This is a genomic window from Rhizobium sp. L51/94 (assembly GCF_019355555.1).
Lineage (GTDB): Bacteria > Pseudomonadota > Alphaproteobacteria > Rhizobiales > Rhizobiaceae > Rhizobium > Rhizobium rhododendri.
Genome location: NZ_CP072142.1, coordinates 1,156,837 through 1,180,263 on the forward strand (window position 1 = coordinate 1,156,837; position 23,427 = coordinate 1,180,263).

The 23,427-nt window shown below is 59.2% G+C and carries 18 protein-coding genes and 2 pseudogenes; 3 read left to right on the plus strand and 17 right to left on the minus strand.

Annotation, left to right across the window (positions count from 1 at the left end; translation table 11 throughout):
- Positions 1-50 precede the first annotated feature (50 nt).
- Positions 51-227: a hypothetical protein gene (locus tag J5274_RS23280; RefSeq protein WP_219275290.1), complete on the plus strand. Its 177-nt coding sequence runs from the start codon at positions 51-53 to the stop codon at positions 225-227.
- 323 nt (positions 228-550) lie between these two features.
- Here the strand turns inward: J5274_RS23280 and J5274_RS23285 are convergent, their stop codons facing one another.
- Positions 551-1,435, minus strand: coding sequence for a helix-turn-helix domain-containing protein (locus J5274_RS23285; protein WP_219275291.1), 885 nt, complete (start codon positions 1,433-1,435; stop codon positions 551-553).
- 233 nt (positions 1,436-1,668) lie between these two features.
- On the opposite strand from J5274_RS23285, the gene J5274_RS23290 reads away from it, so the two are divergent.
- Both J5274_RS23290 and J5274_RS29425 read left to right on the plus strand, forming a co-directional pair.
- Positions 1,669-3,459: a PAS domain-containing methyl-accepting chemotaxis protein gene (locus J5274_RS23290; protein WP_219275292.1), complete on the plus strand. Its 1,791-nt coding sequence runs from the start codon at positions 1,669-1,671 to the stop codon at positions 3,457-3,459.
- Positions 3,460-3,714: 255 nt separating this feature from the next.
- Complete coding sequence (locus J5274_RS29425; protein WP_374113766.1) at positions 3,715-3,948, plus strand: ArsR/SmtB family transcription factor; 234 nt, start codon at positions 3,715-3,717, stop codon at positions 3,946-3,948.
- Positions 3,949-4,235: 287 nt separating this feature from the next.
- On the opposite strand, the gene J5274_RS23300 is transcribed toward J5274_RS29425, so the two are convergent.
- The 16 genes and pseudogenes from J5274_RS23300 to J5274_RS23375 form a co-directional block, all read right to left on the minus strand.
- Entirely contained in the window at positions 4,236-4,523 is a 288-nt protein-coding gene (locus J5274_RS23300) for an integration host factor subunit beta (RefSeq protein WP_219275294.1), read from the minus strand.
- 38 nt (positions 4,524-4,561) lie between these two features.
- Entirely contained in the window at positions 4,562-5,305 is a 744-nt protein-coding gene (locus J5274_RS23305) for a DUF6118 family protein (protein WP_219275295.1), read from the minus strand.
- Between the two features lie 8 nt (positions 5,306-5,313).
- A pseudogene (locus J5274_RS23310) lies at positions 5,314-7,299 on the minus strand (Ti-type conjugative transfer relaxase TraA); the annotation flags it as partial.
- Between the two features lie 833 nt (positions 7,300-8,132).
- Positions 8,133-8,720, minus strand: coding sequence for a hypothetical protein (locus J5274_RS23315; protein ID WP_219275297.1), 588 nt, complete (start codon positions 8,718-8,720; stop codon positions 8,133-8,135).
- Positions 8,721-8,747: 27 nt separating this feature from the next.
- Positions 8,748-9,350: a hypothetical protein gene (locus tag J5274_RS23320; protein WP_219275298.1), complete on the minus strand. Its 603-nt coding sequence runs from the start codon at positions 9,348-9,350 to the stop codon at positions 8,748-8,750.
- 141 nt (positions 9,351-9,491) lie between these two features.
- Entirely contained in the window at positions 9,492-9,902 is a 411-nt protein-coding gene (locus J5274_RS23325) for a SyrB-like regulator (protein WP_219275299.1), read from the minus strand.
- A gap of 167 nt (positions 9,903-10,069) precedes the next feature.
- A pseudogene (locus J5274_RS23330) lies at positions 10,070-10,358 on the minus strand (integrase core domain-containing protein); the annotation flags it as partial.
- 396 nt (positions 10,359-10,754) lie between these two features.
- Entirely contained in the window at positions 10,755-13,124 is a 2,370-nt protein-coding gene (locus tag J5274_RS23335) for a glycoside hydrolase family 3 C-terminal domain-containing protein (RefSeq protein ID WP_219275300.1), read from the minus strand.
- Between the two features lie 51 nt (positions 13,125-13,175).
- Positions 13,176-13,658 carry a MarR family winged helix-turn-helix transcriptional regulator gene (locus J5274_RS23340; protein WP_142831789.1) on the minus strand — a complete coding sequence of 161 codons (483 nt, stop codon included), beginning with the start codon at positions 13,656-13,658 and terminating at the stop codon, positions 13,176-13,178.
- Positions 13,659-13,713: 55 nt separating this feature from the next.
- On the minus strand, positions 13,714-14,313 hold the full coding sequence (locus J5274_RS23345; RefSeq protein ID WP_219275301.1) for a cysteine hydrolase family protein: 600 nt from the start codon (positions 14,311-14,313) through the stop codon (positions 13,714-13,716).
- The gene (locus J5274_RS23350) at positions 14,313-15,362 is read right to left on the minus strand and encodes an ABC transporter ATP-binding protein (protein ID WP_209188145.1); all 1,050 of its coding nucleotides are present in this window, start codon (positions 15,360-15,362) and stop codon (positions 14,313-14,315) included. The genes J5274_RS23345 and J5274_RS23350 overlap by 1 nt, the downstream gene beginning before the upstream one ends.
- The gene (locus J5274_RS23355; protein ID WP_142831792.1) at positions 15,349-16,128 is read right to left on the minus strand and encodes an ABC transporter permease; all 780 of its coding nucleotides are present in this window, start codon (positions 16,126-16,128) and stop codon (positions 15,349-15,351) included. The genes J5274_RS23350 and J5274_RS23355 overlap by 14 nt, the downstream gene beginning before the upstream one ends.
- Before the next feature lie 14 nt (positions 16,129-16,142).
- Entirely contained in the window at positions 16,143-17,057 is a 915-nt protein-coding gene (locus tag J5274_RS23360; RefSeq protein WP_142831793.1) for an ABC transporter permease, read from the minus strand.
- Entirely contained in the window at positions 17,047-18,123 is a 1,077-nt protein-coding gene (locus tag J5274_RS23365) for a PotD/PotF family extracellular solute-binding protein (RefSeq protein ID WP_219275302.1), read from the minus strand. Before J5274_RS23365 ends, J5274_RS23360 begins: the two co-directional genes overlap by 11 nt.
- Positions 18,124-18,470: 347 nt before the next feature.
- The gene (locus J5274_RS23370) at positions 18,471-20,726 is read right to left on the minus strand and encodes a trehalase family glycosidase (protein WP_209188142.1); all 2,256 of its coding nucleotides are present in this window, start codon (positions 20,724-20,726) and stop codon (positions 18,471-18,473) included.
- Between the two features lie 4 nt (positions 20,727-20,730).
- Complete coding sequence (locus J5274_RS23375) at positions 20,731-23,418, minus strand: carbohydrate-binding protein (protein ID WP_219275303.1); 2,688 nt, start codon at positions 23,416-23,418, stop codon at positions 20,731-20,733.
- Positions 23,419-23,427: the final 9 nt, after the last annotated feature.

Here is a 23,427-nt window from a genome sequence, read left to right on the forward strand (position 1 = left end):
CACGGCAACATTCAAGGGCTGTCGCCCGGCATTCAAAGGAGGAGGAAGACATGGCAGACGAAGACAGGATCTACACGCCCGAGCCGGAGCGCTCGCGTGCGGTCTTTTCACAGCAGGATTTCAAGCTCATCCGCACGGCAATTTCACACTATCTGAAAGAACTGGAAGATCAGAGCGAGGTGAAGAAATATTCCAACCTCCATCATCGCCTTGGTCGTCTCGTCTAGAGGAATGACGGCCCCGCTTTGAGCAGAGCGGGGCTTCGGCAGTCCACGGCAAGATTTAGGTTGGTGGCAAGCCCAACGAAAGGGAAAGAGCTCAAGGCGGATCGCCACCGGATCCACTCGTGAAGGCGTCAGTGCATGGACCAATCTCAATAGTTCCCCATAACATCGGGGACTCCTCGCTGATTGCACTACGACGATATTGTCGTCCACTCCTGCGATGCTTGGTGCAAACTCCAAAGTCAGCCCAGGCGAATCTTGCCCATCGGACGCAGAGATTGAGCAGATGGGTTGTCATCAACAAGGGCGCGCATGATCCGCATTTCTCACATGCAGCGCCGAAATTCAAGCGGCGCCTGGCCAAACGTTTCCCGAAATGCACGCCCAAACTGACTAGCACCGTTGAACCCGCAGACGCTGGCTATGGTCGATATGGACAATTGGGTTCCCACAAGCATTTGCTTGGCACGCTCTACGCGCCTTACGGTCAGATATCTGTAGGGTGGCTCGCCAAACGTAGCTTTAAAGGCGCGGGAGAAATGGAACCGGGTCAAACCGCAGACAGCGGCGATGTCGTCCAGTCCAATGTCGCTAGCCAGATTTTCTTCTATGTAATCATGTACCAGCTTCATCTGGGCCTTAGTCAGCCGGCCAGATTGTTTAACAACCATTGTTGCAGTGTGGCTAAGCCTGAACATCTCCAACGCGGCAGTCAGGCCGACTGCTTCTGCATGAATTTTTGAGACCGGGCGTATATTGTCTGCCATCAAGCTGCCAAGCCTGCGCATCGTCGCGCCAAGTTCGTCGGCTTTGAAGTAGATGTGCGGTCTTGCATCAGGCGCGTTGAACTCTGCCTGAAGCTCCTCCTCCATGGTGGCAGGATCAAAACAAACCACCGTGAATGCGTTGAGCCTGTTGGCAGGTCTTGCCCAACCGTCTATCTTGCGGCCTGCTGGCACGTACGTGATCTGATCCCGCAGATCACCGCCGGAGATCGGTCTTTCACCACCTACCTCCATTTCTCCCTCGATCAGCACTAGGTCATGATAGGCGAGGTAATGAGAATGGCCATCCCAGCTAAATTGATATTCTGCTGGCAAGCGTAGCCGAGAATACTGGACGGAAATGCCGCGCCAGCCCGCAGAGGTATGAATTTCGGCTTTTGGCTCCGGCTCCCTGAATTGCAGCTGTAATTCGTTCAGTCGTTTCATGAGTGCTATTTACAAATTTTGGGTTGCGCGTGCCTTGCACAATCATTTCAACGATATTTCAAACCTGAATATAGCAATAAACATCCAAACCTCGCAATATAGGTAGTATTTTATTAGAAACTTCACACACTTTAAAGATCTAGGTCTCTAAATTAGCGGCCATGGGAAGACGATCAACGTTGCTTCGAGCACGAGCCTCTCCCATCGATTGGGTTGGAAATTGGGAGGATAATATGCTGGGATTTGGCTCCGGGGCCGACGCAAAGGCCGTTCTAGACGCAATGAGCAAGTCTCAGGCGATCATCGAATTAAAACTTGATGGCACCATTATCACTGCCAATGAGAACTTTTGCCGCACCCTCGGCTATCAACTGTCCGAACTTGCCGGTCAGCACCATCGCCTGCTTGTCGATCCCGAAGAAGCCGCAGCCCCGGAGTACAGGGAATTCTGGGCCAAGCTGGCGCGCGGAGAATTTGATCGCCGTCAGTACAAGCGGATTGGCAAGGGCGGTAGGGAAGTCTGGATCGAGGCCTCCTACAATCCAGTGTTTCGGGGTGGCAAGCCTTACAAGATTGTGAAATTTGCGACTGACATCACCGAGCAGAAGCTGAAAAGCGCCGAGGAAGCCGGTAAGCTGGACGCAATTTCCCGTGCCCAAGCGATCATCGAGTTTACGCCTAAGGGCGATATCCTCACCGCAAACGAGAATTTCCTCAATACGGTGGGCTATCAGCTTTCGGAAGTCCAGGGCAAGCACCACGCGATGTTCTGCGAACCGAGCTTTGCCAATAGCGAAGAGTATCGCCGCTTCTGGAGCAGACTTGCCGGCGGCGCGTTCATAGTGGAAGAGTTCGTGCGTATCGGCAAAGGTGGCAAGAAGGTTTATCTTCAGGCTTCCTACAATCCCATCCTCGACATGAACGGGAACGTCTTCAAGGTCGTCAAATTCGCGACCGACGTCACAGCGCGTGTGGGCAACGTCGATCAACTGGCAGGGTGCCTCAAGTCCTTGTCCGAAGGCGACCTCATGCAAACCCTCGATAACCCTTTCCTGCCGACAATGGAAAAGTTACGTCTGGATTTCAACGAGGCTTCCACCAAGCTGCGCGTCACCCTGCAGACCATCTCTGAGAACGCCGGCGCTATCGCGGCCTCGTCACAGCAGATCCAGTCCGCTTCCAATGACCTTGCCAAGCGGACCGAGCAACAGGCAGCTTCCGTCGAAGAGACCGCCGCCGCGCTGGAGGAAATAACGACCACCGTTGCGGACTCCAGTCAACGCGCCCAGGAGGCGGGCCGGCTTGTTCGCACGACCAAGGAAAATGCCGAGCACTCAGGCAAAATCGTCGGTCAGGCGGTCGACGCGATGGGCATGATCGAAAAGTCTGCACGGGAAATCGCCAACATCATCGGGGTGATCGACGAGATCGCATTCCAGACAAATCTTCTAGCGCTCAACGCCGGTGTTGAAGCAGCGCGGGCCGGCGAGGCGGGAAAAGGTTTCGCCGTTGTTGCACAAGAGGTGCGTGAGCTCGCCCAGCGCTCGGCCAAGGCCGCAAAAGAAATCAAGGAACTGATTAGCACGTCGAACGGGCACGTTAAAAGCGGCGTGGAATTGGTCGGCAGCACAGGCGAGGCCCTGCGGGAGATTGTCAGTCAGGTCGTCAGGGTCGACGGCAACGTCGGCGCCATTGTTGAAGCCTCAAAGGAGCAGGCTACTGGCCTCAAGGAAATCAACCTTGCCGTCAACACGATCGATCAGGGTACGCAGCAAAATGCTGCAATGGTCGAGGAAACAAGTGCGGCAGCTCATAGCCTTTCCAGAGAAGCGGCGCAGTTGTTCGAGCTTATCGGCCAGTTCAATATCGGAACCATGGATGCGAGACCTCGGTCCGCACCGGTGGTTGCCAACCAGCAAACACGACCGGTTGTGTCCCCCGCCCGACAGATGACGGCAAAATTAGTCCATTCGTTCAACGGCAACGCTGCCGTAAAAAGCGGCGATAGCTGGGAAGAGTTCTGACGTCAGAGACTGAGAGGGTCTAGCGTCATGATCAATCTTACGACGAGAAGTGCTCTCGAGGCCAACTTTATTGAATAGACACTTGGCGGTCTTGCCTAATACGGCGCCGCCAATCGATTCAAGCGTTCTATTCGAGCGATAATCAAAGATTGCGTTTGATGTTTCATGGCTGAGATTTCCAAATTGGAATTCAAGGATTTTATAGTCTCCAGTAACATTCTCCTGGCAGCCATGGCGCATCCCAAACGACTTCTAATGCTGCAAATTCTGCTTGAAGAAGAGCTGTCCGTAACCGATCTGGCCAATCGATGTGGAATTAAAATAGGCACGGTATCTCGGCACCTGACGATACTAAGATCTGCTTGTTTGGTGACTTGCAAACCGTACGGCACAACATGCTATTACTCCTGCAGATCTTCGGCCGTGACCAAAATGACGAGAACGCTAACCGATATTCAGTTTCCAGACGCAGATCCGATGTGGTCTTAGATTTCCAGCAGTACGCCAACTTGCTCAACTCTCGACATCAAGTCCACTGGCAGTCGGCAGCAGAGGCTTGATCGAGATGCAGTCGGCATCTAGCGCGAGCATAATGGATGACGTCAAGTCGCCCTTTCCCAAGTGGGAGGCTAGCGAGAAATCTCGGCAGCATCAGGATGCTCAGAATTCCAACAGTGAGGGCTTGGTTTCCCGTAAGAGCCTGATGCCGATCGTTTCTGCACGACCACAGCAGCTTGCAACAAGACCTGCGGCTTGTTTCGCGACACATTTCCGGCTTACGAACTCTCGGAATTCAAACGCTCTTGTATTTCCTTTCCGGCCTTGAAAAATGGCACCCATTTGTCATCGACAAAGACGGTTTCCCCGTTTCTCGGGTTGTGCCCGGATCTCGGCGGGCGGTGTCGCACGGAGAAGCTCCCGAACCCACGAAGCTCGACCCGGTTGCCCTTTTCCAGGGCCTCGGTAATTCCCTCGAGAATGATGTCGACGATCCGCTCGACGTCTCTATGATAGAGGTGGGGATTACGCCGCGCGACAATTTGGACGAGTTCCGATCTTGTCATCGTTTGCCTATAAAACCTCGTGGCTGAACGAATGCTGGTTACTTGTCGGAAGCTGGCACGGCAACCGTGATTACGCAACGCTGCTCGCTTTTGGCCTTTGCGGCCGCTTCAGCACAGGTCGTGAGCGCTTGCTGATTGGCACGCACGAGAGCACTGGCATCGGCAATGCCACGCCATCCCTCGGGACTTGACGACTGCATCAGGGCGATCCCCGCATCCCAGCGATCGGCATTCATGACTGTGGCGGCAATCGCCTTGTCGATCGATCCTGGCAGCAAGCGCGGCCCAAGAGTGAGGAACACTCCACCCATGACGATGCCGACGGCCAGAGCGCCGAGCAGCCAGCGATCTTGGGTCTGCCGGTCGCGGGCACTGCTGACGACCTCTCTGATATCGGCCTCTACCCGCTGCAGACCGCGCTCCCGGTTCTCAAGTGTCCGAACGGCGTTTGCCGAAATGCGATCGGCGGCGATTTCGATCAACCGGGCATAATGCTCGGGGCCGTTCTTCAGGGCCGGAGACTTTTGGATCATCGTCAGGTGCTTGCCGATCAGCACCAGGCTCTCGGCGATCTGGCCGATATCCACGCTGTGGTCTGTGGGTTGCTGGAACGTCTCGAACCGTTCGAAGGCGGCCTCCACCCCCTTGCGGATGACCACCATTTCGCCACCGAGATCGCGGGCGAGCTTCTCCACGGTCCGGCGCAAGGCCTCGAAGGCTTCGGTCGCCTCATCGATTTCGGAGGGCATCGCCCGCTCCTGATCGTCGGTACTGTCAGTCATACGCACTCCTATCGTTCAAGCCCTTGGCTACGCCCGCGGGAAATCTGTCGGTCGATCTCGCGGGCGATAGTCTGTTCCTGGCGGATATTGCCGATGCCGAGCTCCTGGGCGCGGCTGCGCACGATAGCCTCCACCTGTGGATCCTTTTCGATCTGAGCAGATACCTGGCGCATTTGCCCCTCGACCTTGCCGCGGGCCTTGTCATGGGGCCAGCCGCGAAGGCCCTGGCGTTCCGTCTGTAGTTCCTGCCAGCGATTGATCAGCCGGTCGGCCCGAACGTTCGGATCGGCCTGCAGGGCCTTTTCCTTTTCCATACCGGCGATCAAATGACTGACGCGCTCGCGGCCGGTATATGCTCGCATAGCTTTCAAGATATCCGGATCATATCGGGCGGCTGAGGCCATGAGTGCCGGTGACCCCGGCTGGGCCTGCTCCATCTGTCGGCCGGCTCCCTGCAGTTCCAATTTCTGGCTCGCAAGAATGGGCAGCCCCTGATCCTGCATCTTCGCTGCAGCGGTGAAGGCGCGGGCATACCGGTCGACCGCCTGCTCGAACTGCGACGGCCGCCGCCATGCCTCAGGCGATCGTGGAATATCTGACCTGTCCGGCGGCTCACGCTCCCTGGCGGCAGCATTCAGCTTCAAGCCGGCAAAGATGCTGCGCTTCGGGGTTGCCGCCTGCGGAGGGCGCTCCTCCGCCGTTTTGGGACGATCTTGGGATGGCTGGGGTTGCGACGCTCCCCTGTGCCCGAGCTTCAAGCCAGCAAATGCGCTGCGACGCGGAGCCTGCTGGTGGTCGGAAACAGCCCGAGCGGGATCGCGTTCAGGACCGGCCTGCATTGGGGGTCGCACCTCATCAAAGGCACGCAGTGCCGACCGGTCCTGAACCTCCCGTGCCGGATGGTCCGCACGGGAAACCAGTTCTTGGACAAGCTTTGGGGCAGGAGCAAGATCAATCTCGCTTCTGATGCCAAAATGCTGCGCGACGCCACGGCGCTCGGCAAAGTCCCTGGTATAGTCGAGCGTGGTTTCCTTGGCGCCGGAGCGGCTGAGCCGGCTTTCCATCTGTCTATAGGCAAGTTCGCCGGCGCCAGCGACTTTCCAGGAATTGCGCTCGGCCGTCGTGCCGTTTGGAAGGTGCACCGTCTGGGATCCGCGATGCTCAAGCCCGATCCTGTCTCCGATCTCTGGCTTCGCCTCAGCCATTGCCCGACCGAGATCGACGCCCCACGTCGAGTGCTTCTCGCCTCGATCGTTTTCCAGCGTCGCGAAATAGCTGTCGCGGTTACCGGCCTTGTGTTCGAAGGGCGCAACGCCATGCGCGACCAGACGACCTCCATTGCGATTGAACTCGTCTTGGCTCCCATAGAGCTGCACCTCGTCGCGATGGCGGGTCATGGCGACGTAGGTCAGATGCCGGTCCATTGTCGCGGACGCCATGACGAATGCCCGGTCCACTGTCGCACCCTGGTTCTTGTGGATCGTCGTCGCATAGCCATGATCAAAACCTTGATAAGAATTTGTGTCTATCCTCACCAGGCCAACTCCATCCCCTGGCGACAGTACACTGCCGTCGATCTCCACATGCAGTGCGTCGGCCTCGACGGCCTTGACTGTCCCCAGCATGCCATTCTTCACACCGAGATCGCGATCGTTCTCCAGGAAGACCAGCCGGTCTCCCTCGGCAAAATCGCGGCGGCCATCATTGGTCTGATAGGTGAAGGCCTTCGGCCGCTCCTGCTCCTGGGCGGAACCCTCTCTCTCCAGAAGATCGCCACTGTCGCGAACCTTGGCAAGCGCACCGCGCGCGTGCAGCTCGCTTCGGATTGCATCGTTGATGGCGCGAACATCGACACGCCGATGCGCCATCGCCACACGGCTGCCGTCCGGCCGCTGCTCCCGATCGGCAAGATAGTCGCGAACGATCTCGGCGCGTGCCGCTTCGCGCGTCTCGCTGAACGAAACCTTGCCGTTGTCCCGATAGGCAGCCAGACCGTCCACTGTGCGATGAGTGGCAAAGGCAACGGAGGCCTCGCGCTGCTCATCGGAAAGATGCGCCGTCTCCAGGCGCCGGTCGCGATCTACCGATCCATCTTGGCCCACTCGATCTTGCCGGCCGTGTTGCCGATGAGACTTGTGCGGATCGCAATATCCCGCTTGTCTATTGCACGATCGACATGATGTCGGTCGACGCCATGGCTCCGTGCATGTTTCAAGACCTCCGCCCGGCAGGCCATGGCGTGCTCGACATCGACCATTTCGCGCGTCGAAAACCGCGGAAGGGCGATCTCCCCGTCGCCAAGTCAGTCCGCGTCGCTTGCAACTCGATGAGAACAGGCGGGTCCATCAAGGACGCAAACGCGTTTTGAAATGCTACCGGATCCTTGTTGATAGTTAATCAGGATCCCACGCGACTACTGCCTTGGCCAGCCCCGGCTTACCGGCCTTTAGCGGCTTCTTAGAAGGCGGCTAGGCATCGAGTTAGGTACTCGTGCGCGTGGGGATCGTGATTTTCGTCCTGACGCTCTCATCGGCCGTAACAGTGAAGGTTATGTTTTCGTTATCGCAAATTTCTCCATAAACTTTTTCGGAAGCGGTTGCTTCATCATCCGCCTCGACTAGCGCGGTGTAAGAGACCAGGAAATACGGCATTCATCATCCTTGAAACCTGCTTTGATGGATAAGCGTAGGCAGAATCGTGGGTCGCTACCGTCTGTATCTACTACCTCCCGAGCCGGCGAGAGCAATGGCTCGATCGCTGTCACAGCGGCGGGTGCTTGAAGACCATTTCCCTAATGCGCCAAACAAGACTGCACTGCGACACGGTCTCAATTTGCCCGTGAGGCGATCCCAAAACGTTCCAACATCTGCCTAAGCTGTGCATTCTGGTACCTCAGTTGTTCCGCGAGGAGCCGCTTCAGGCGGAGGTTTTCGGCAGAAAGCAATGCCAAGTCATCGGAGTGGGTCCCGACTACGTCGACCGCCATCGCGACAGAAGGCGCTGCGATTGCATCCTTGGCAACAGACCTGCGACGTGTGTAACGACGCTTAAGCGCCTTTACTGTCTGGCGTGTCGGCTCACTGGCCGGCACCTTCACGACCTGACTATTATTTGGAACCGCATCTTGATGATTTCGCTCAATCTGGTCGGAATCGATTGCCGGCAACAGACTGTGCGTTTCTCCACCGACCTTGCTGACATCGGCGACTTCGATCTGCTTTTCCAGGTCGGTTGGCAGGTTCTCACAACTGATCGGGGTTTCCGAGTTGGCGTTGTGCAGAAACGGCAGGGTTGCCTCGGTATCTCTCACCAGAGCCGCGAAATCGGTGTTGCCCCAGATGGATTTCGGCTGTGTTTTTAGTCGCCGGCGTGCCGATTTGATTTCGACGACGAAACTGCGCTGCTGTGTTCTCATATTTTTCTCTGACTGTGGTCTACGTACTCAGGAGCGTTCGAAGCGCTTGAGCATTTCTCTGAGCTGGGCATTTTGAATACGTAGCTTTTGCGCCAGCAGATCCTTGAGGTGTTTGATGTCTTCATCCAGGCTTGTCGGGGTCTCAAAAAAAGGGTCCGCGGTCGAAGATGCGGCATTAATGGGCAAGTCCGCGATGGCACCAGGAATTTCATCTGGCGAGCCGACGCGGACTTTCGTTGCGGACTTCAACCTCGCCTGCCGAAGCTTCGGCGACTGTGCAGCAGCCTCTACCTCTAGCCGCTCTTCTAACAGATCGGAGTTGGACTGCGCTTTCTCCTTAGTCACCTCGGCCTTAGCTGTTTCGAGGTAGTCCAATTTCAGATCGGGCGTCTCAGGAACAATTTCGTTCTCAATCGCCGCCAGCGCCGGTGCTAGGTCTTCATGCTTGCCCTCGTTCACTTGCACGGTTCCAGAGATTGCCTCCTGGGACGAGAGCAGGATAGTCGCAGTTGGCCGCAGTTCTATTTCGACAAGCTTTTGAGCGCTGTCAGGCGCGCCTGCTTCGTTTGCTGTCTCGGAGGATTTTTGCCGAGACAGCAGCTGCGCTAGATATTTCCAAGGTGGTTTCATAGGACTTCTTTCTGAGCCGCAGATGTGACAATTCTGACAGCTCCGTCCCGGCTCGAAATCGAGCCAAGATATTTTAAAAGCTAAGATATTTGATGGTTACGGAGATAGATTGCGCGAACAGCGAGCAACGTTGAAGCGAGATCAAACGCCGAGGCGCTTGCGCAGATCAGCATTTTCAGCGCGCAACTTTTCGGCCAAGGCCTGACGAAGTTTCTTGTTGTCTTCCTCAAGCTGAAGAAGATCAGCCATGTCATCACTAGCGGTGAGAGGTGCTGGCGGTGTTGCCGGCTGCCTGACAGGCTTGGGATTTGCTGGACCCTTGGCCTCTGTCTTCGTCGTCGCAGCGGATACGGTAGTTGTCCCGCGCACTGGTCCGCCTTCAGCCTTGCCAATCCGCATCTGGCGGACCTTCGGTGTCTTTGCAGCTGTAGCGGCTTCAATTTCGGCCTTAGAACGACGAGGCGCGCGCTGTTTTTTAGATTTAGGCGCTTCTGGCGGAGCATCCGGTGCTACAACATCAATCTGCGCGCCTGTTTCGGTTTCGTCAGTCATTGCTATCTCCATGAGCGGGTGAGATTCTTTTCGACTTCAGAACGGCTGGTGTCAACAGAACTGCACTTCATTACCGTCTGTTTCAATCAATGAGGCAGAAATCTAGCGAAATTTCTCATCTGCAGAATTGCTTCACAAGGGGTGGTAGGCCGCGATTGCATCCTGGCTTAAGGGACATCTTGCTTCTTTAGGTAGGTTTGATGGATTGGATTAATCGTGAACCTCCGCGGCTCGGTTGTCCAGATTTTGCAGATGAATTCGTATGGCGTAAGGCCTCGAAGGGTCTTTAGTCGTCGGCCAAAGTTGTAGGCATCGATGAAGTCCATGAGATGACGTAGCTGATCGTGGTTGTCGTAGTGGAAGCGTTTCATCCTTGATGGTACGGTTCATCCGCTCGACTTGGCCGTTGGTCCATGGATGTCGAGGTTCGGTCAGCCGATGTTCTATTTCGAGATCAGCACAGGCCAACTCGAACGGATGGCAGCGAAATGGCAGATTGTCCCGGCGCATTGCGTTGATATCTTCAGGCGTCCAGCCATCATCGGTTGGGTCTAGACGTGCCCGTCTGATTAAGGCTCTATAGCCAGTGGATTACTGCCAGGCCATCCGGCCTCCGGTCTCGATTTCGGTGATGTGGCGATCGCGTATCAATGGTTCTAACGCTGATTAGGAGCTTTGAACTGCCGTCTTGGGCGGCGGAATAATGACCTCCACAGTCTCGCCAAAGCGTGTTGCCATAAGATCGCGGGTTGACGATTAGGCACATCGTAATGGCCATGTCAGAGTACTTCCGCTGACCACCTCGAGAAGGGCCGCTGTTGGGACAACATGCCTGCTCGCATAGCCGCCTCATTAAACGCCGGTTTTGGGCACCTCCAGTTCGCCCTCATTCAACGCCGTGAAGAGTGCCTCGATATCTGCTTCGGCGATTTCGTCGCCGATGTACCAACTCAACGTGTCATAAAAGCCGAGGAACGATCCGTCGAGCTTGTTCAGGAGCGCAGTGGCATTTGGCTCGGACATATCGAGTTTTGCCATCAGCAGTGCCGTCAGCGCCGGGGAGGCTTTTGCGTTTGCAAAGACAAGCGACGGTGGCGATAGCGTCGATAGCGGCACCGGGGGAAAGGTCTCGGAGACGCAGCCAAGGCGGCATTCCAGGCGGATGTCGCGGGAGGACGCGGCTGCTTCGATCACAAAGGCCTCCGCTTCGAGCACCCAAGTGCCGCGGGAAACATCGAAATACTGGAAATCGCGCGGTGCGAGCGGCAGGGCCACAACCGTGACCTCGCCGGGGTGGAGCGCGATCTTTGCAAATGCCTTGAGTTCCCGGATGGGCCGCCTGAGGCCCGGCTTTACGGGGCGGACGTATAGCTGGACGATCTCCTTGCCGACAACTGATCCCGAATTGCGGATGGTGATGCTGGCCGTACAAGTCATCGAGGGACCGATGTCCTGTCTGTCCAGCACCATCTCCTCGTAGGAAAATTGGGTGTAGCTCAGGCCATGGCCGAACGGGAAAAGCGGCGGCATGGCCTTGAGGTCATAGAAGCGGTAGCCGACGAATGTTCCTTCGCTGTAGAGATGCCGACTATTTTCGCCGGGGTAGGTGTGCCAGCCGGGGATATCCTCCAGGCGCGCAGGCATTGTCGTCGTCAGTTTCCCGCACGGATTTTGTTCGCCGAACAGCACCCGCGAAACGGCCTCGCCGCCGCCCTGTCCTGGGTAGAAGCAGGCAAGAATGGCATCGACGCGATCGAGCCACGGCATCTCGACCGCATCCGGCATGGTGAGAACGACGATGACCTTCCGTCGGGCATCGGCGAGGGCGCGGATGAGTTGGTCATGGCCGGCGGCCAGTCTGAGGCTGTCGCGATCGTTGCCCTCTCCATTGCGGGCCTTCTCGTTCTCGGCAAAGACGATGACCACCTGGGCCGAAGAGGCGGCCGCGAGGACGGCCTGCGTTGCAAACCCCAGCGTCGCGTCCTCCGCCCCCGGAAAGGGAACGTGACGCACCGTCAGATCAGGGGAAGCACGCGCGGCGATCTGCGTGAACGGGCTGTCGACCCGAAATGGGTTGGTCGTCGCGGAGCCCGATCCCTGGATCGTCGGAAGTAGGGCGCCGTCCCCGACGACCAGTATATCGCCGGAAGCGGTCGCATCGAGTGGTAGGGTCTGATGCTCGTTGCGCAGCAGCACGATGGATTCTGCGGCGATCTGGCGGGCGAGGGCATGGTGGAGATCGAGGTCCGCCGGCACAGCCGGCTGTGCGCCAGCCTGGCAATGATGGGCGAGCCCGATAACCCGCGCGCAGGCCTCGTCGAGTCTGGCTTCGTCGACTTTTCCAGCCTCGATGGCGGCGAGAAGGCGGGCCTTGCGGGGCTTGCTTTCCGGCATGTCGAGGTCGCTGCCGGCTGCCAGCGATGCGGGCCGGTCCTTGATGGCGTGCCAGTCGGACAAGACGAGGCCATCATAGCCCCATTCGTCGCGCAGCACGTGCTGCAAAAGCCAGGGGTTCTCCGCGGCCTGGACGCCATTGACCGGGTTATAGGCGCTCATGACCGTCCACGGGGCGCTTTTTGCGATCGCCCGTTCGAAACCCGCGAGATAGATTTCCCGCAAGGCTCGCTCGTCCACGTCGGAACTGGTCGTCGTCCGCTCGATCTCGGAATTGTTGCAGGCGAAGTGCTTCAGCGATGCGCCGATGCCATTGTCCTGCAAGCCGGAAATCAGGGCGGCGGCAAGCTCGCCATTGATCACCGGATCTTCCGAGTAATATTCATAAGCCCGTCCGGCAAGCGGCGTGCGCCGCGTGTTGATGCCGGGGCCGAGGAGGAGTTGGATGCCGAGGCTTCGGCATTCGCGCGCCAGTGCCTCGCCCATCCGGTAGAGCAGGTCGAGGTCCCAGGAGCAGCCGACAAGGTTTCCGTTGGGAAAACAGGTCGCAGGGCGTGCCGTGCCGAACATGCCGGCTGTGTCGTCGGCTTGCTGGTTCACCACATCCAGAAATGCGGCAAGGCCATTCTCCGCGTCGTCGCCGGCATCGATCTGTGTCGTCGAGTAGCGAACGCCATAGGTTCCATCGGTCATCAGGATGGATTTTATCCCCAGCCTGTCGATTGCAGCTGTCCTCCAGAGGCCGCAGCCGCTGACGAGCTCGACCTTCTCTGCCGGCGTCATCGCCGCGACCAGCGAGCGGATTTCCTTTTCGTCAGCGGGAGACATGGCGGATTTTCCTTTGTCGGCATGCTGGAGGGAAGGACCGCGCGAGTCCCGTCAACAGATCTTCTGGAGCAGTTCCATCAGCATCATGCGTTCTGCGGCCGTCAGCGGGCCAAGGGTCTGCTGCGAGATCTCCAGCGCGATGGAAAGATTGCGCTCGACCATAGCCCGGCCTTCTTCGGTCAGCGTCAGCACGAGACGCCGCGCATCCGCCGCGTCAGGCGCCGTATGCACCAGGCCGCGCTTCACGAGTCGGTCGACGACGCCCTTGATGGTCGCCATGTCCATCGCCGTCTCGCGGCCGAGATTGCCCTGCGAGCAAGGTTGCAGGTCCTTGAGCTTGACGAGCGCCGCCCACTGGGTGGTCGTCAGCTTCTCGGCGATCAGGTTGGCGAAAATCGACACGTGGCGCTGGTTGGCCTGGCGCAGGAAGAAGCCGATCTGCTCGCCCAGCGTATACTGCGCCTGGTCGCGTTTCGCCGCTGGCGCTGCTGTACCGTCCGATTCCCGGGCGTTGCCCTTGAGTGGAATGTCCATCTTCTCTCTCAACCTGGCTCATGGCTGCCGAAAGCCGGCGACCCATGAAAAGCCGTTATGCGGACCACCAATCCAGAATGGCGTCCGTCGTCAAAATTTCAATCTGCTCCAAGAACCTCGGCGCCAGCCGCGTCAGCACCATTTCATGGGCGACCATGTCGCCGCTGGCTAGGGCATCGCTGGCAAGGATCACCTTGTATCCGAGGTCCACGGCATCGAGCGCGCTGGCATAGACGCACACATCCGTCTCGACACCGGTGAAGACGATCGTATCTATACCCTGTGCATCCAGGCGCTCCACGAAGCCCGGAGTCTCGAAGACAGAATAGGTCTTCTTGTCGACGATCGAACCCGGCCGTGCCAGCGACGCCAGCGGCGCGACGAGGTCCAGCATTGCCGGATCGAGTTCGTCCAGCGTCACTGCCTTCCAACGCTCGTAGTAGCTCTGCCATTGTCCCCTCGCATCCGCCGGCTGTTGGGGCACGACGAACCGGGCGAACACCGTCCTGTCCGGCTGCGCTTCGGCAAGCTTCGACACATTCGGCACGATGGCGGCGAGGCCAGGCGTGAACCAGGCCGTCTCTTCGGCAAAGAGCCGTTGCATGTCGATGACGACAAGCGACACGTTGCCGGACAGCGGCGCGCCCGTCATCATCAATCCAGTACGCTGACGGTGTGTTCCGGCGACCAGTTCAGTGTCACCGTATCGCCTTCGCTGAGCAAGGTGCCGTCCCTGTTTTGCACGAAGAGCTTGAGAGGGATGCCATCGGCTGTTTCCAGCAGATAGGAAAGCACCGCTCCGGCATAGATCACCGTCGTGATGCGTGCCGTCAGGTTGTTGCCTTCGCCATTGCCGGCGGCAATGAACATCTTCTCGGGGCGGACTGCCAGCGTCGCCTTGGTGCCGTTGGCCGGCAGGGGGCTGGCGCTGCGCACAATTGTGCCATCCGGGAGCTTAACTCCGCCGTCCTCGACGGTTCCGGTGAGGAAGTTGGAATCGCCCAGGAACTCCGCGGCAAAGCGCGTCAGCGGCTTTTCGTAGACAGCGTCGGGCGCGCCGATCTGGATGATGCGGCCCTTGTCGAGGATGGCGACCTTGTCGGACAGGGTCAGGGCTTCCTCTTGGTCGTGGGTGACGAAAATTGTCGTAAGCCCGCTCTCGCGCTGGATGCGCAGCAGTTCGACCTGCATCTCCTGGCGAAGCCTGCGGTCGAGCGCTGACAGCGGCTCGTCGAGCAGCAGCACGCTCGGCTTGATGACAATGGCGCGTGCCAGCGCAACACGCTGCTGCTGGCCGCCGGAGAGCTGCTTCGGCATGCGGTTGGCAAAACCGGGCAGGCGCACCATGTCGAGGGCGCGATCGACTTCTTTGCGGGCCGCCGCACCCTTGATGCCGCGGCGCTCGAGACCGAAAGCCACGTTCTGGGCGATCGTCATGTGCGGAAACAGCGCGTAGGACTGAAACATCATGCCAATGTTGCGTCCCCAGACGGGCACGTTTGTGACATCCTTGCTGCCGATGGTCACGACCCCCTGGTCGGGCTTGATGAAGCCGGCGATGATGCGCAGGAGCGTCGTCTTGCCGGAGCCGGACGGTCCGAGAAGGCTGGTGAACGAGCCCTCCGGGAATTCGGTGGTGATATCGGCGAGAACAGGCGTTGTGCCGTAGGTCTTGGCAACGGAATGGACGTTAACGTTTGTCACTTGTGTCTCCGGGCTTGGCGAAGCGCGCAAAAATCAGGATCACGGTCATCGAACCGAGAAGAAGAACAGTCGAGATCGCATTGATTTCAGGGGTGAAGCCCTTGCGGATCGAGGAGTAAATCTGAACCGGCAATGTTGTGAAGCCGGGTGTTGCGAGGAAATAAGAGATCACGAACTGGTCGAGCGAGACCGCGAAGGCGAACAGGGCAGCCCCCAGGATGCTGGGATAGAGCAGCGGCAGGGTCACCGAGAAGAAGGCATGGACGGGCGTGGAGCCCAGGCTCATGGCGGCCTCCTCGAGGTCGGCCCGGATCGTCCGGAAGCCCGTTCCGACCACCAGCACCACATAGGGGATGGCAAGGGCGACATGGCCGATGATGATCGCATGCATGCCGCGACCGATACCGGTCCAGTAGAAGAAGATGAGCATGGCCGTGCCGGTGATCAGCCACGGAATGGCGATCGGCGGCAGCAGCATGATCTGCAGGAAGCTTTTGCCGCGGAACGTGCTGCGCGATAGGGCAACCGATGCCATCGTGCCGAGCGTGGTCGCCAAAATAGCGGTGATGACGGCGATGATGATACTGTTCATGCCTGCGGTCAGCAGGATGCTGTTGTTCCAGAGCGCCTCATACCAGCGGGTGGAGAAGGTGAAGGGCAGTTCGTAGAGCGGCGAGGCGTTGAAGCCCATGGCCATCATCACGAGGATCGGAGTGTAGAGGAAGACAAGGATGGCGATCAGATAGAAACGGCCAAGCGATTTCATTCGGTGTCTCCTCCCTAGGCTGTGGTGCCGCGGCGCAGGACGCCCGAGAACGTTGCAAAGATAGCCAGCACGACGGCAAGCAGCGTGAAAGACAACGCGGCGCCAAGCGGCCAGTTGAAGGCCTGCGTAAACTGGTCCTCGATGACCGTGCCCATCGTCACGCCGACGCGGCCACCGAGAATGCGAGGTTCCATGAAGGACCCGATCACCGGAATGAAGGTCAGCACGGCGCCCGAGACAAGGCCGGGTGCTGCCATAGGCACGAGGATCTTGAAGAGAATGGTCCACCAGCGCGCACCGAGACTGGAGGCAGCCTCGATGATCGCCTCATCGATAGTCACCAGCGCGATGTAGCAGGTGAGGATCATGTAGGGCAGGTAGCCATGTACCAGGCCGACGACGATCGCGTAACGACTGTAGAGAAAGCCGATCGAGCCGGCTTCGGGAAAGACGATGTGGAACAGCGTGTCGAGGAAGCCGTTCTCGCGCAGCACCATCGTCCAGGAAAAGACGCGAACCAAACCGTTGGTCCAGAACGGCAGGAGGATGAGGATCAGCAGCATTTCGCGCGTCTTGCCGAAGGTGGAGCGGGTGAGCGCGACAGCCGCCAGAAAACCGATCACGGCGCAGGAAAGCGTCGTCCAGAAGCCGATCAGCAGCGACGTGACAGCAATGCCGACCAGATAGGGCTGGTCGATGAAGGCCCGGTACTGTTTCAGGGTGAAGACGATTGGCGCCTTGCCCATCGGAGTGGCCGACATGAAGCTGAAGACCAGCATGGTCAGCAACGGCAGGAAAACAGCGAGGGTCAGCCAGCCATAGGTCGGCATCAGCAGGGCCGTCGTCGAAACCCAGGATGGAAGGGCGCGTCTTGAGCGCAGACCCGAGGGTCTGCGCTCCGACGTCAGTGTACCGGTCTCATTCCGCATAGAAGGCTTTCACTTCCTGCCACAGGTTGTTGAATGCTTCGCGGCGATCATCCGGGAGAGCCGACATGATGCCCATGGTCTTGAGGTATTCCGGCTTGTGAACCTGGCGGCTCAGGTCGTCGGCCGGAAGAGCGGCCAGTGCTGCCGAGTTGGACGATGCCGGCGCGCCGACCTTGGTCGCCCATTCAAGGTAGAAGGTCGGGTCGATCAGCCAGTTTGCGAAGGCCAATGCGCCTTCCGCATTCGGCGCGGATGCCGGAATGCCGAGACCGTCCACCCAGCCGATGCCGCCTTCCTTGGGAACGACGAAATCTACAGGCAGCTTCGAATTGCGCTTTGAGCGCACGGAGCCACCCGACCAGAACAGCGAGAGGTCGAATTCCTTGGCTGCGAACGACTTGTTCCACTGGTCTTCCGTCGACCAAAGCAGCTTTACGTTCGGCTTGATGGACTTCAGCGCATCGCGGACGGCGCCTAGATCCTTGGGATTGTTAATGTCCTGGCCGGTCATCAGAGCGCCGGCGGCAACGCAGATGATCGCGTCGTCGTCCATGGCAACGCGGCCCTTGTAGGCCGGATCAGCCAAGACCTTGTAGCTGTCCGGAACAGGCATGCCGTCACGGATCGCCAGCGAGGTCATGCCCCAGACCCACGGAACCGCATAGCCCTTGCCGTCCTTCAGGAAGTTGACGTTTGAGCGGAGGTTGGGATCGATCGTGGCGGCGTTCGGAACCTTGCTGAAATCGATCGGCTGCAGCAGATCTTCCGCCGTTGCCTGCGCGCAGCGGGCGGCGTTCAGGATGACCATGTCGTAGGCGCCCGGATTGGTGCGCAGCTTGGTCAGCATTTCCGATTCCGAACTGTAGTAGTCGTGGACGACTTCGATGCCGGTCTTTTCGGCGAAGGCCTTGATCGACCAAGCTTCGTCGGTGCCGTAGCCCTGCCAGTTTAGAACCGTGATCTTGCCGGCCGAAAAGGCACGGCTCGGCAGGCCCGAGAATGTTGCACCGGCAATCATTGCGCCGGACATTAGCTTCAGCGCGTTGCGTCTTGTGATTTCAGTCATTGTGTAACCCCTCATGAAAATTCTCTGTTTTCAGTGTCCACGGCCGAAGCCGACGACCCAAGCGATATAAAAATCAAAGGCAATTCGCGTTTCACAAAACGCGCCATATGATTTGTATACAAACTAATATAGGAGAGGCGAACAACCTGGGCATGCGTCTCTGAAGGCAAGCGTCGTCGCAGCGCCGTTCGCAACAGCACCAAAATAACGCAATCAATCAGCCACAGTCAGTAGAATGTCTCCACCACGAGCAGAGCGCCCCGATGCGCAGACTTCCGTTCAACCCTCTTGCTCTTTCGGCAGTCTTTTTACTTTGTATGCAAAGTAATATGCGTATTTGTCACATGTCAAGTTCCATCAACTGCCATTGACGCCCGCGCTGTCAAAAAAAAGAGATTCAAGTTCCGGCCTAGGGCGCATGGCGAAATTTCGACGCGGACGCCGTCCGCAACCGCCTCGAAAGCGAGCTCCTCGCCACCTAGCCGCGCCGCCACGATGCTGCCGGTAGCGACGTGCGGCAGGCTGATGAAACCGGCGCCATCCACCGGTCCGATCGTGCAGGCAAAACGTGCGTTGCTGAAGGCGATCTGCGACAGGGTGGTCTGGAGATCGGTCGTGAGCGACAGGCGTCCGTCCAGCGTCATCTCCAGCAGGCCGCCGGCAACAGATAGCGACATCATGCCGGAAGGAGACAGCATCGGCCCGATCGAAAGATCGGCACGCGTGTTGTGCAGTGTCCAGCCGGTCCACGGATCGAAGTCGACAATCTCACCGACGGCCATCAGTGGCAGCAAGCCTGCCCAGATATAGAAGGGATCCGTATCGCCCTGGTCCATCGCCTCGCCGGTCACAGCATTGTAGTTTTCCGACGCGATACGGTTCTTGCTCCAGTTCTTCATGAAGAGTTCATAGCTCTGACGCGCGAGCTTGCTTGCCTCGGCCGCAAAACCGTAGCGGCGCAGGCCGAGCCAGACCATGTAGTTGACGTTCGGCCAGATGCGGCCGCGCCAGTATACGTTGTCGGTAAACGCCGGGTCGTCGCGCGTCGCATTCGGCAGGACGTAGTCGCCGCCAAAGGTGCTCTCGTCATTGAGGTGCCCAAGCAGCCGCTCGGCCTGCTCCGGGCTGGCCGCGCCGCACAGGAGGGGATAGAAGCTAGTGGGCGAAAGTGAGCGGACGAAGCCGCCGTGGCGCTGGCGGTTGGCGAATATGCCTCTGCTCTCGTCCCACAGATGCTCCGAGATCAGCTTCCGGCACCGCTCGGCAATCTCTCCGAATTCACGGGCATCGTCATCATTGCCGAGAACCGCGGCCATTTTCGCCAGCATTTCGGCATCGAGCACCGCGGCGCAATTCAGCCCCAGATCGAATGTCGACAGGGTGCGGGTGACGGGATCGTAGATGGCCTCGTCATGGGTGGAGGAATTGTCCATGCCGGTCTCGTTGCGCGCGGCAAAATGCGTGCCCTTATAGAGACCTTCGCCGACATCGGATGTGCCGCAGGACAGCAGCCCGAACGTATCGGGATCGCGATGCTCGCGCCACCAGCGTTGATTGCGGGCCAGCGCGTCGTAGCTTGCGGCCAGCAGCGAGCGTTCGCCGGTGCGCTGGTAGAGCTGCCAGGCGACGAGCGCGCCGTTCGGATGCTGGCTGCGATCCACCCAGGCATCGTTCGAGGTGACGATGCAGGCGATGTTGCCCTGGGGCGTGGCGCTCGCCATTGCCGTCGCCATGTTCTCGCGCGCCAGATCGGCATCGAAGACGCCGGCGAGCAGTGCCGCAAACAGCTGGTCGTTGTACCAGACTGCAAATTTTCCGAGATTCCAGATGCGTGTCACGGCCGTGTAGGGCCGCGCATTGGTCTCGTCCCAGATGGTGTTCCAGGCAACCACATCGCGGATCGCATCGAGCGATCCTTCATAGTTGCCGTCATGGGCGCTTGAAGCGGCGGCCGCCTTTCCGGCGGCGAGGCAAGCCTCGGCCTTTGCGATGGCAAGCTCCGCACTGTCGGCCACTGCGGCGGCATAGGCGCCCTGGCGCATCATTTCCAGATTGAAGCGCAGGCCGATGACAGGCGCAACGTTCTTCCGGCTCGCGGTGTAGAAATAACCGTTCGCCTCAAAATCGGCCCTGAGCGCCTCTACTGTGTCATGGCCCGTCACATGCACCGGCGCCTCCGCAGTGGCGACTGCCACGAAGCGCGTGCCGATCTTGACGAGGGTAATGCCGCGGACTGCCTCGTAAGTGACCATTTCGCCGCTATCGGCCGAGACTGCCAGCGTCAACCAGAAGCGCAGGCCCCATTCACCCGCAGCCTTGCCCTCCCAGCTGCCGCGAACCGCGAAAGGATCGGCCTTATCGGTCCTGAACGCGACGGTCGTGCCGCTGTGGTCGGTTTCCAGCTCGATCAACGACCCATCGAGCGCGTGGCGGCCCAGGCGCACGGGGTCACGCCGCGGCTCGATGATGGATGTTGTGCGGCTGCGCGTGGAATAGAGAACGGGCGTGATGCGCACGCCGAGCGGCAGGAACACCATTTCTGCGGGTCTGTCTGACCAGCTATTCCAGGCGCGCATCAGGGGAACTGTCGAGTGTTTCAGCATGATCTCATTCCAGTCGGTTTCGCAGCGGCACGAGGCGAGGCGGGGCGCTTAACCCGCTCTTGTCCAGGGTGCTGCCGAGATAGGGTGTGTTGTGGTAGTAGCGGTTTGCCGCCGTATTGGCGACATGAAGCTCGAGTTGATGCCTGCCGGCGGCAAGGCGACTAAGCGAAAAGCGATAGGGCCGCCATCCGCGCCGTCCCACTTGGGCTCCGTCGAGATAAGCGGTTACGACCGTATGCACCGCCAACAGTTCCAGTATCCAGTCGCCTTCGTCGTCCACGCTGAAGGAGAGGCGATAGATGCCGGTTCCGCTGAAGGCCTCAAAGCCTTGCACCTCCCAGCCGCTTTCGACGGATATGGATATGAAATCCTGGCCTTGCCCGGCCGAGAACGTCCATCCGGCTGCCAAGGCGACTGTCCGGCTTCGGTCAAGCGGCGGCTGGCTCGATAGCCGGCCAGATCCGGCAACCGCCTGCGAAGCTGCGCAAAGGCGGATGCAACGGACCTCGTGCGGCTCAAGAAGGACAGCCAGGCGCCGGACGCCAGCGAACGTCTCCGCAGCGCCTTGTTCCGGATCCCATGTTTGGTAGGCGAAGCCCTCACCAAGCGCGATCTCAAAACGCATCTCTTGCGTGCCATCGTTGAAGACAACCATCCGCCACCAGCCTTCCCGATCGTAGCCGACCCAGTGCCTTGGTTTGCCACCCTGTATCTGTGGGCCTGATGAAGCGATGGTCGAGAGCAGCGCGGACATTGCCTCCGCATCCGGCATTGCCTCCAGATGCCTGCTTGCCTCGATGGGACCCACCGCCTGCTGCCCGGCGCAGACCCCTGACAGCCTTTCGCCGGACGACCACACTTGGCCGCCGGCATTCCGGAATGCATCGAGCCTCTCGATCGTCGCTGCCGATTGCACCACGGTGGTGGACGGCAAGACAACCGCGTCGAAAGCAAGACCGGATGCGAGCAGGCACCCGTGTTCAAATGTTGCATCGGCGACGTCACGCTCGCTTACGAACATGAAGTCGCAGCCTTGGGCCAGCAAATGCTCGCACCAGGCTCCAATATGGGCGGCATGGCTGTGCCGGGGCCCTTCGGCAAAGGCTGTAAACAGGGGATAGAGGATCGCGACCGGTGTCCGCGGCGTGGCCGGCTCGATGAAAGCGGAGACGCGCGCGATCTCCAGTGCAAAGAGATCGTGATAGCTCCACCACGGCTCGAAGTTGATGCCGGGGGCGAAGTCGAAACGCGGATTGGTGAAGGGCGTCGGGTCATTGTCGCGACCGTCCGTCAGGTAGACGCCGTGCCAGAGGAACTGCCGGGCGCCGAGGCAGGCGAGGCGGATGGCCCCAGCGCGTGCAGCCTCAAGCGTCACCTCCCACTGGCCAGCAGCTCTGACCTCAGTGCGTCCGGCACTGAAATAGGTCTCGACGACGCAGCGGCTGCGCCCGTTCGAGCGGGCGACGGAATCGCCCAGCTTGGCGGAAAGCTGCGGTTCGAGGTTGTTTGCATCCACCGCCGTCTGATGGCGGAAGGCATCGATGCCGAAGAAGTCGACGGCAGGCGCGACGCGCGGATCGATGCTCGTGAAGCCGCCATTGGGCGCCCAGGAACCGACATGGGCCAGCACTTCATGCCCGGTCAGGACGATACGCGTTTCCTCCGCCCATTTCCGGAGCGTGCCGAAGAAGGCTTCATTCATCAGGGCGGAATAGGCGGCGTGAAACCGTGCACGTAGCGGCAGCGTCCGGGGTCCGACGTCACGGACGACCGCAAGCAGGGCATGCGCGAAGGGTGCCATAGCATTTGCTTCAACATGGTCCCGAAGGCCAGGCGCATACAGCAGGCTGTTGCCGAGATTGCCGACCATCTCGTCCCAGCGGTAGAAACCGGGGGCGGGCTGATCGTAGAATACGGATTGCACCGTGCGCGGCACGTGTTCGCCCAGTGCCGCGACGAGGGGCTCGAGGCCGACATCGATGAAGCGCTCGGCAGCCTCGGGCAGCAGGTAGTTGATGATCCTGGAGGTCGCGGAGCGTGCGCTGACGAAAACCGTCAGCATGGAGCCTGATGCGATCTCGCCATCATATGCATAATGGCAGGCTATGGGATTGGAGTCGGTGATGCGGACGCGCGAAGTCACATCGACTATCTCGTCCAGGCTGTCGATCGTAGCGGAAGGATGCAGCAGCGCCGCCTCGATCGTCCATTTGCGCCACTCGATGCGCCCACCTTCGTATTGCCAGGCAATGATATCGGCACCCATCGTCTGCGTGAAGGATGGACGGATGGCGCTGATCCCCCCTTCGCTATGCAGGGCTGACGACCAGAACAGGTGGCGTTCCCGCAGATCGTCCCGTCCTTCCACCGTGCGGCCACCGGCGTGACCGCTGATCCAGTTATACTCGTCGTACATGCCGAGTTTCAGCTCGAGTTCAGACGCGACATCGGCTGCATCCCGGTAGGCGACCAGATAATCGGATGACAGATAGGCTTCAAGCGGCAGGGCAAGCCGTGCCTGGATCAGGATGGTGCCGATACCCTTTGCCTGGAAATCGACAAGTTGCGTCCGGCAGGTCGCCTTGTCCGGAATACTGTGCCAGAACCAGTAGGCGGATGGGCGAAACGCATTTGTCGGACTCTGGAAGATCGTCCGACTATCGATATTCGCAATGGATGCTGTTTCCGGCAATACCTCTTC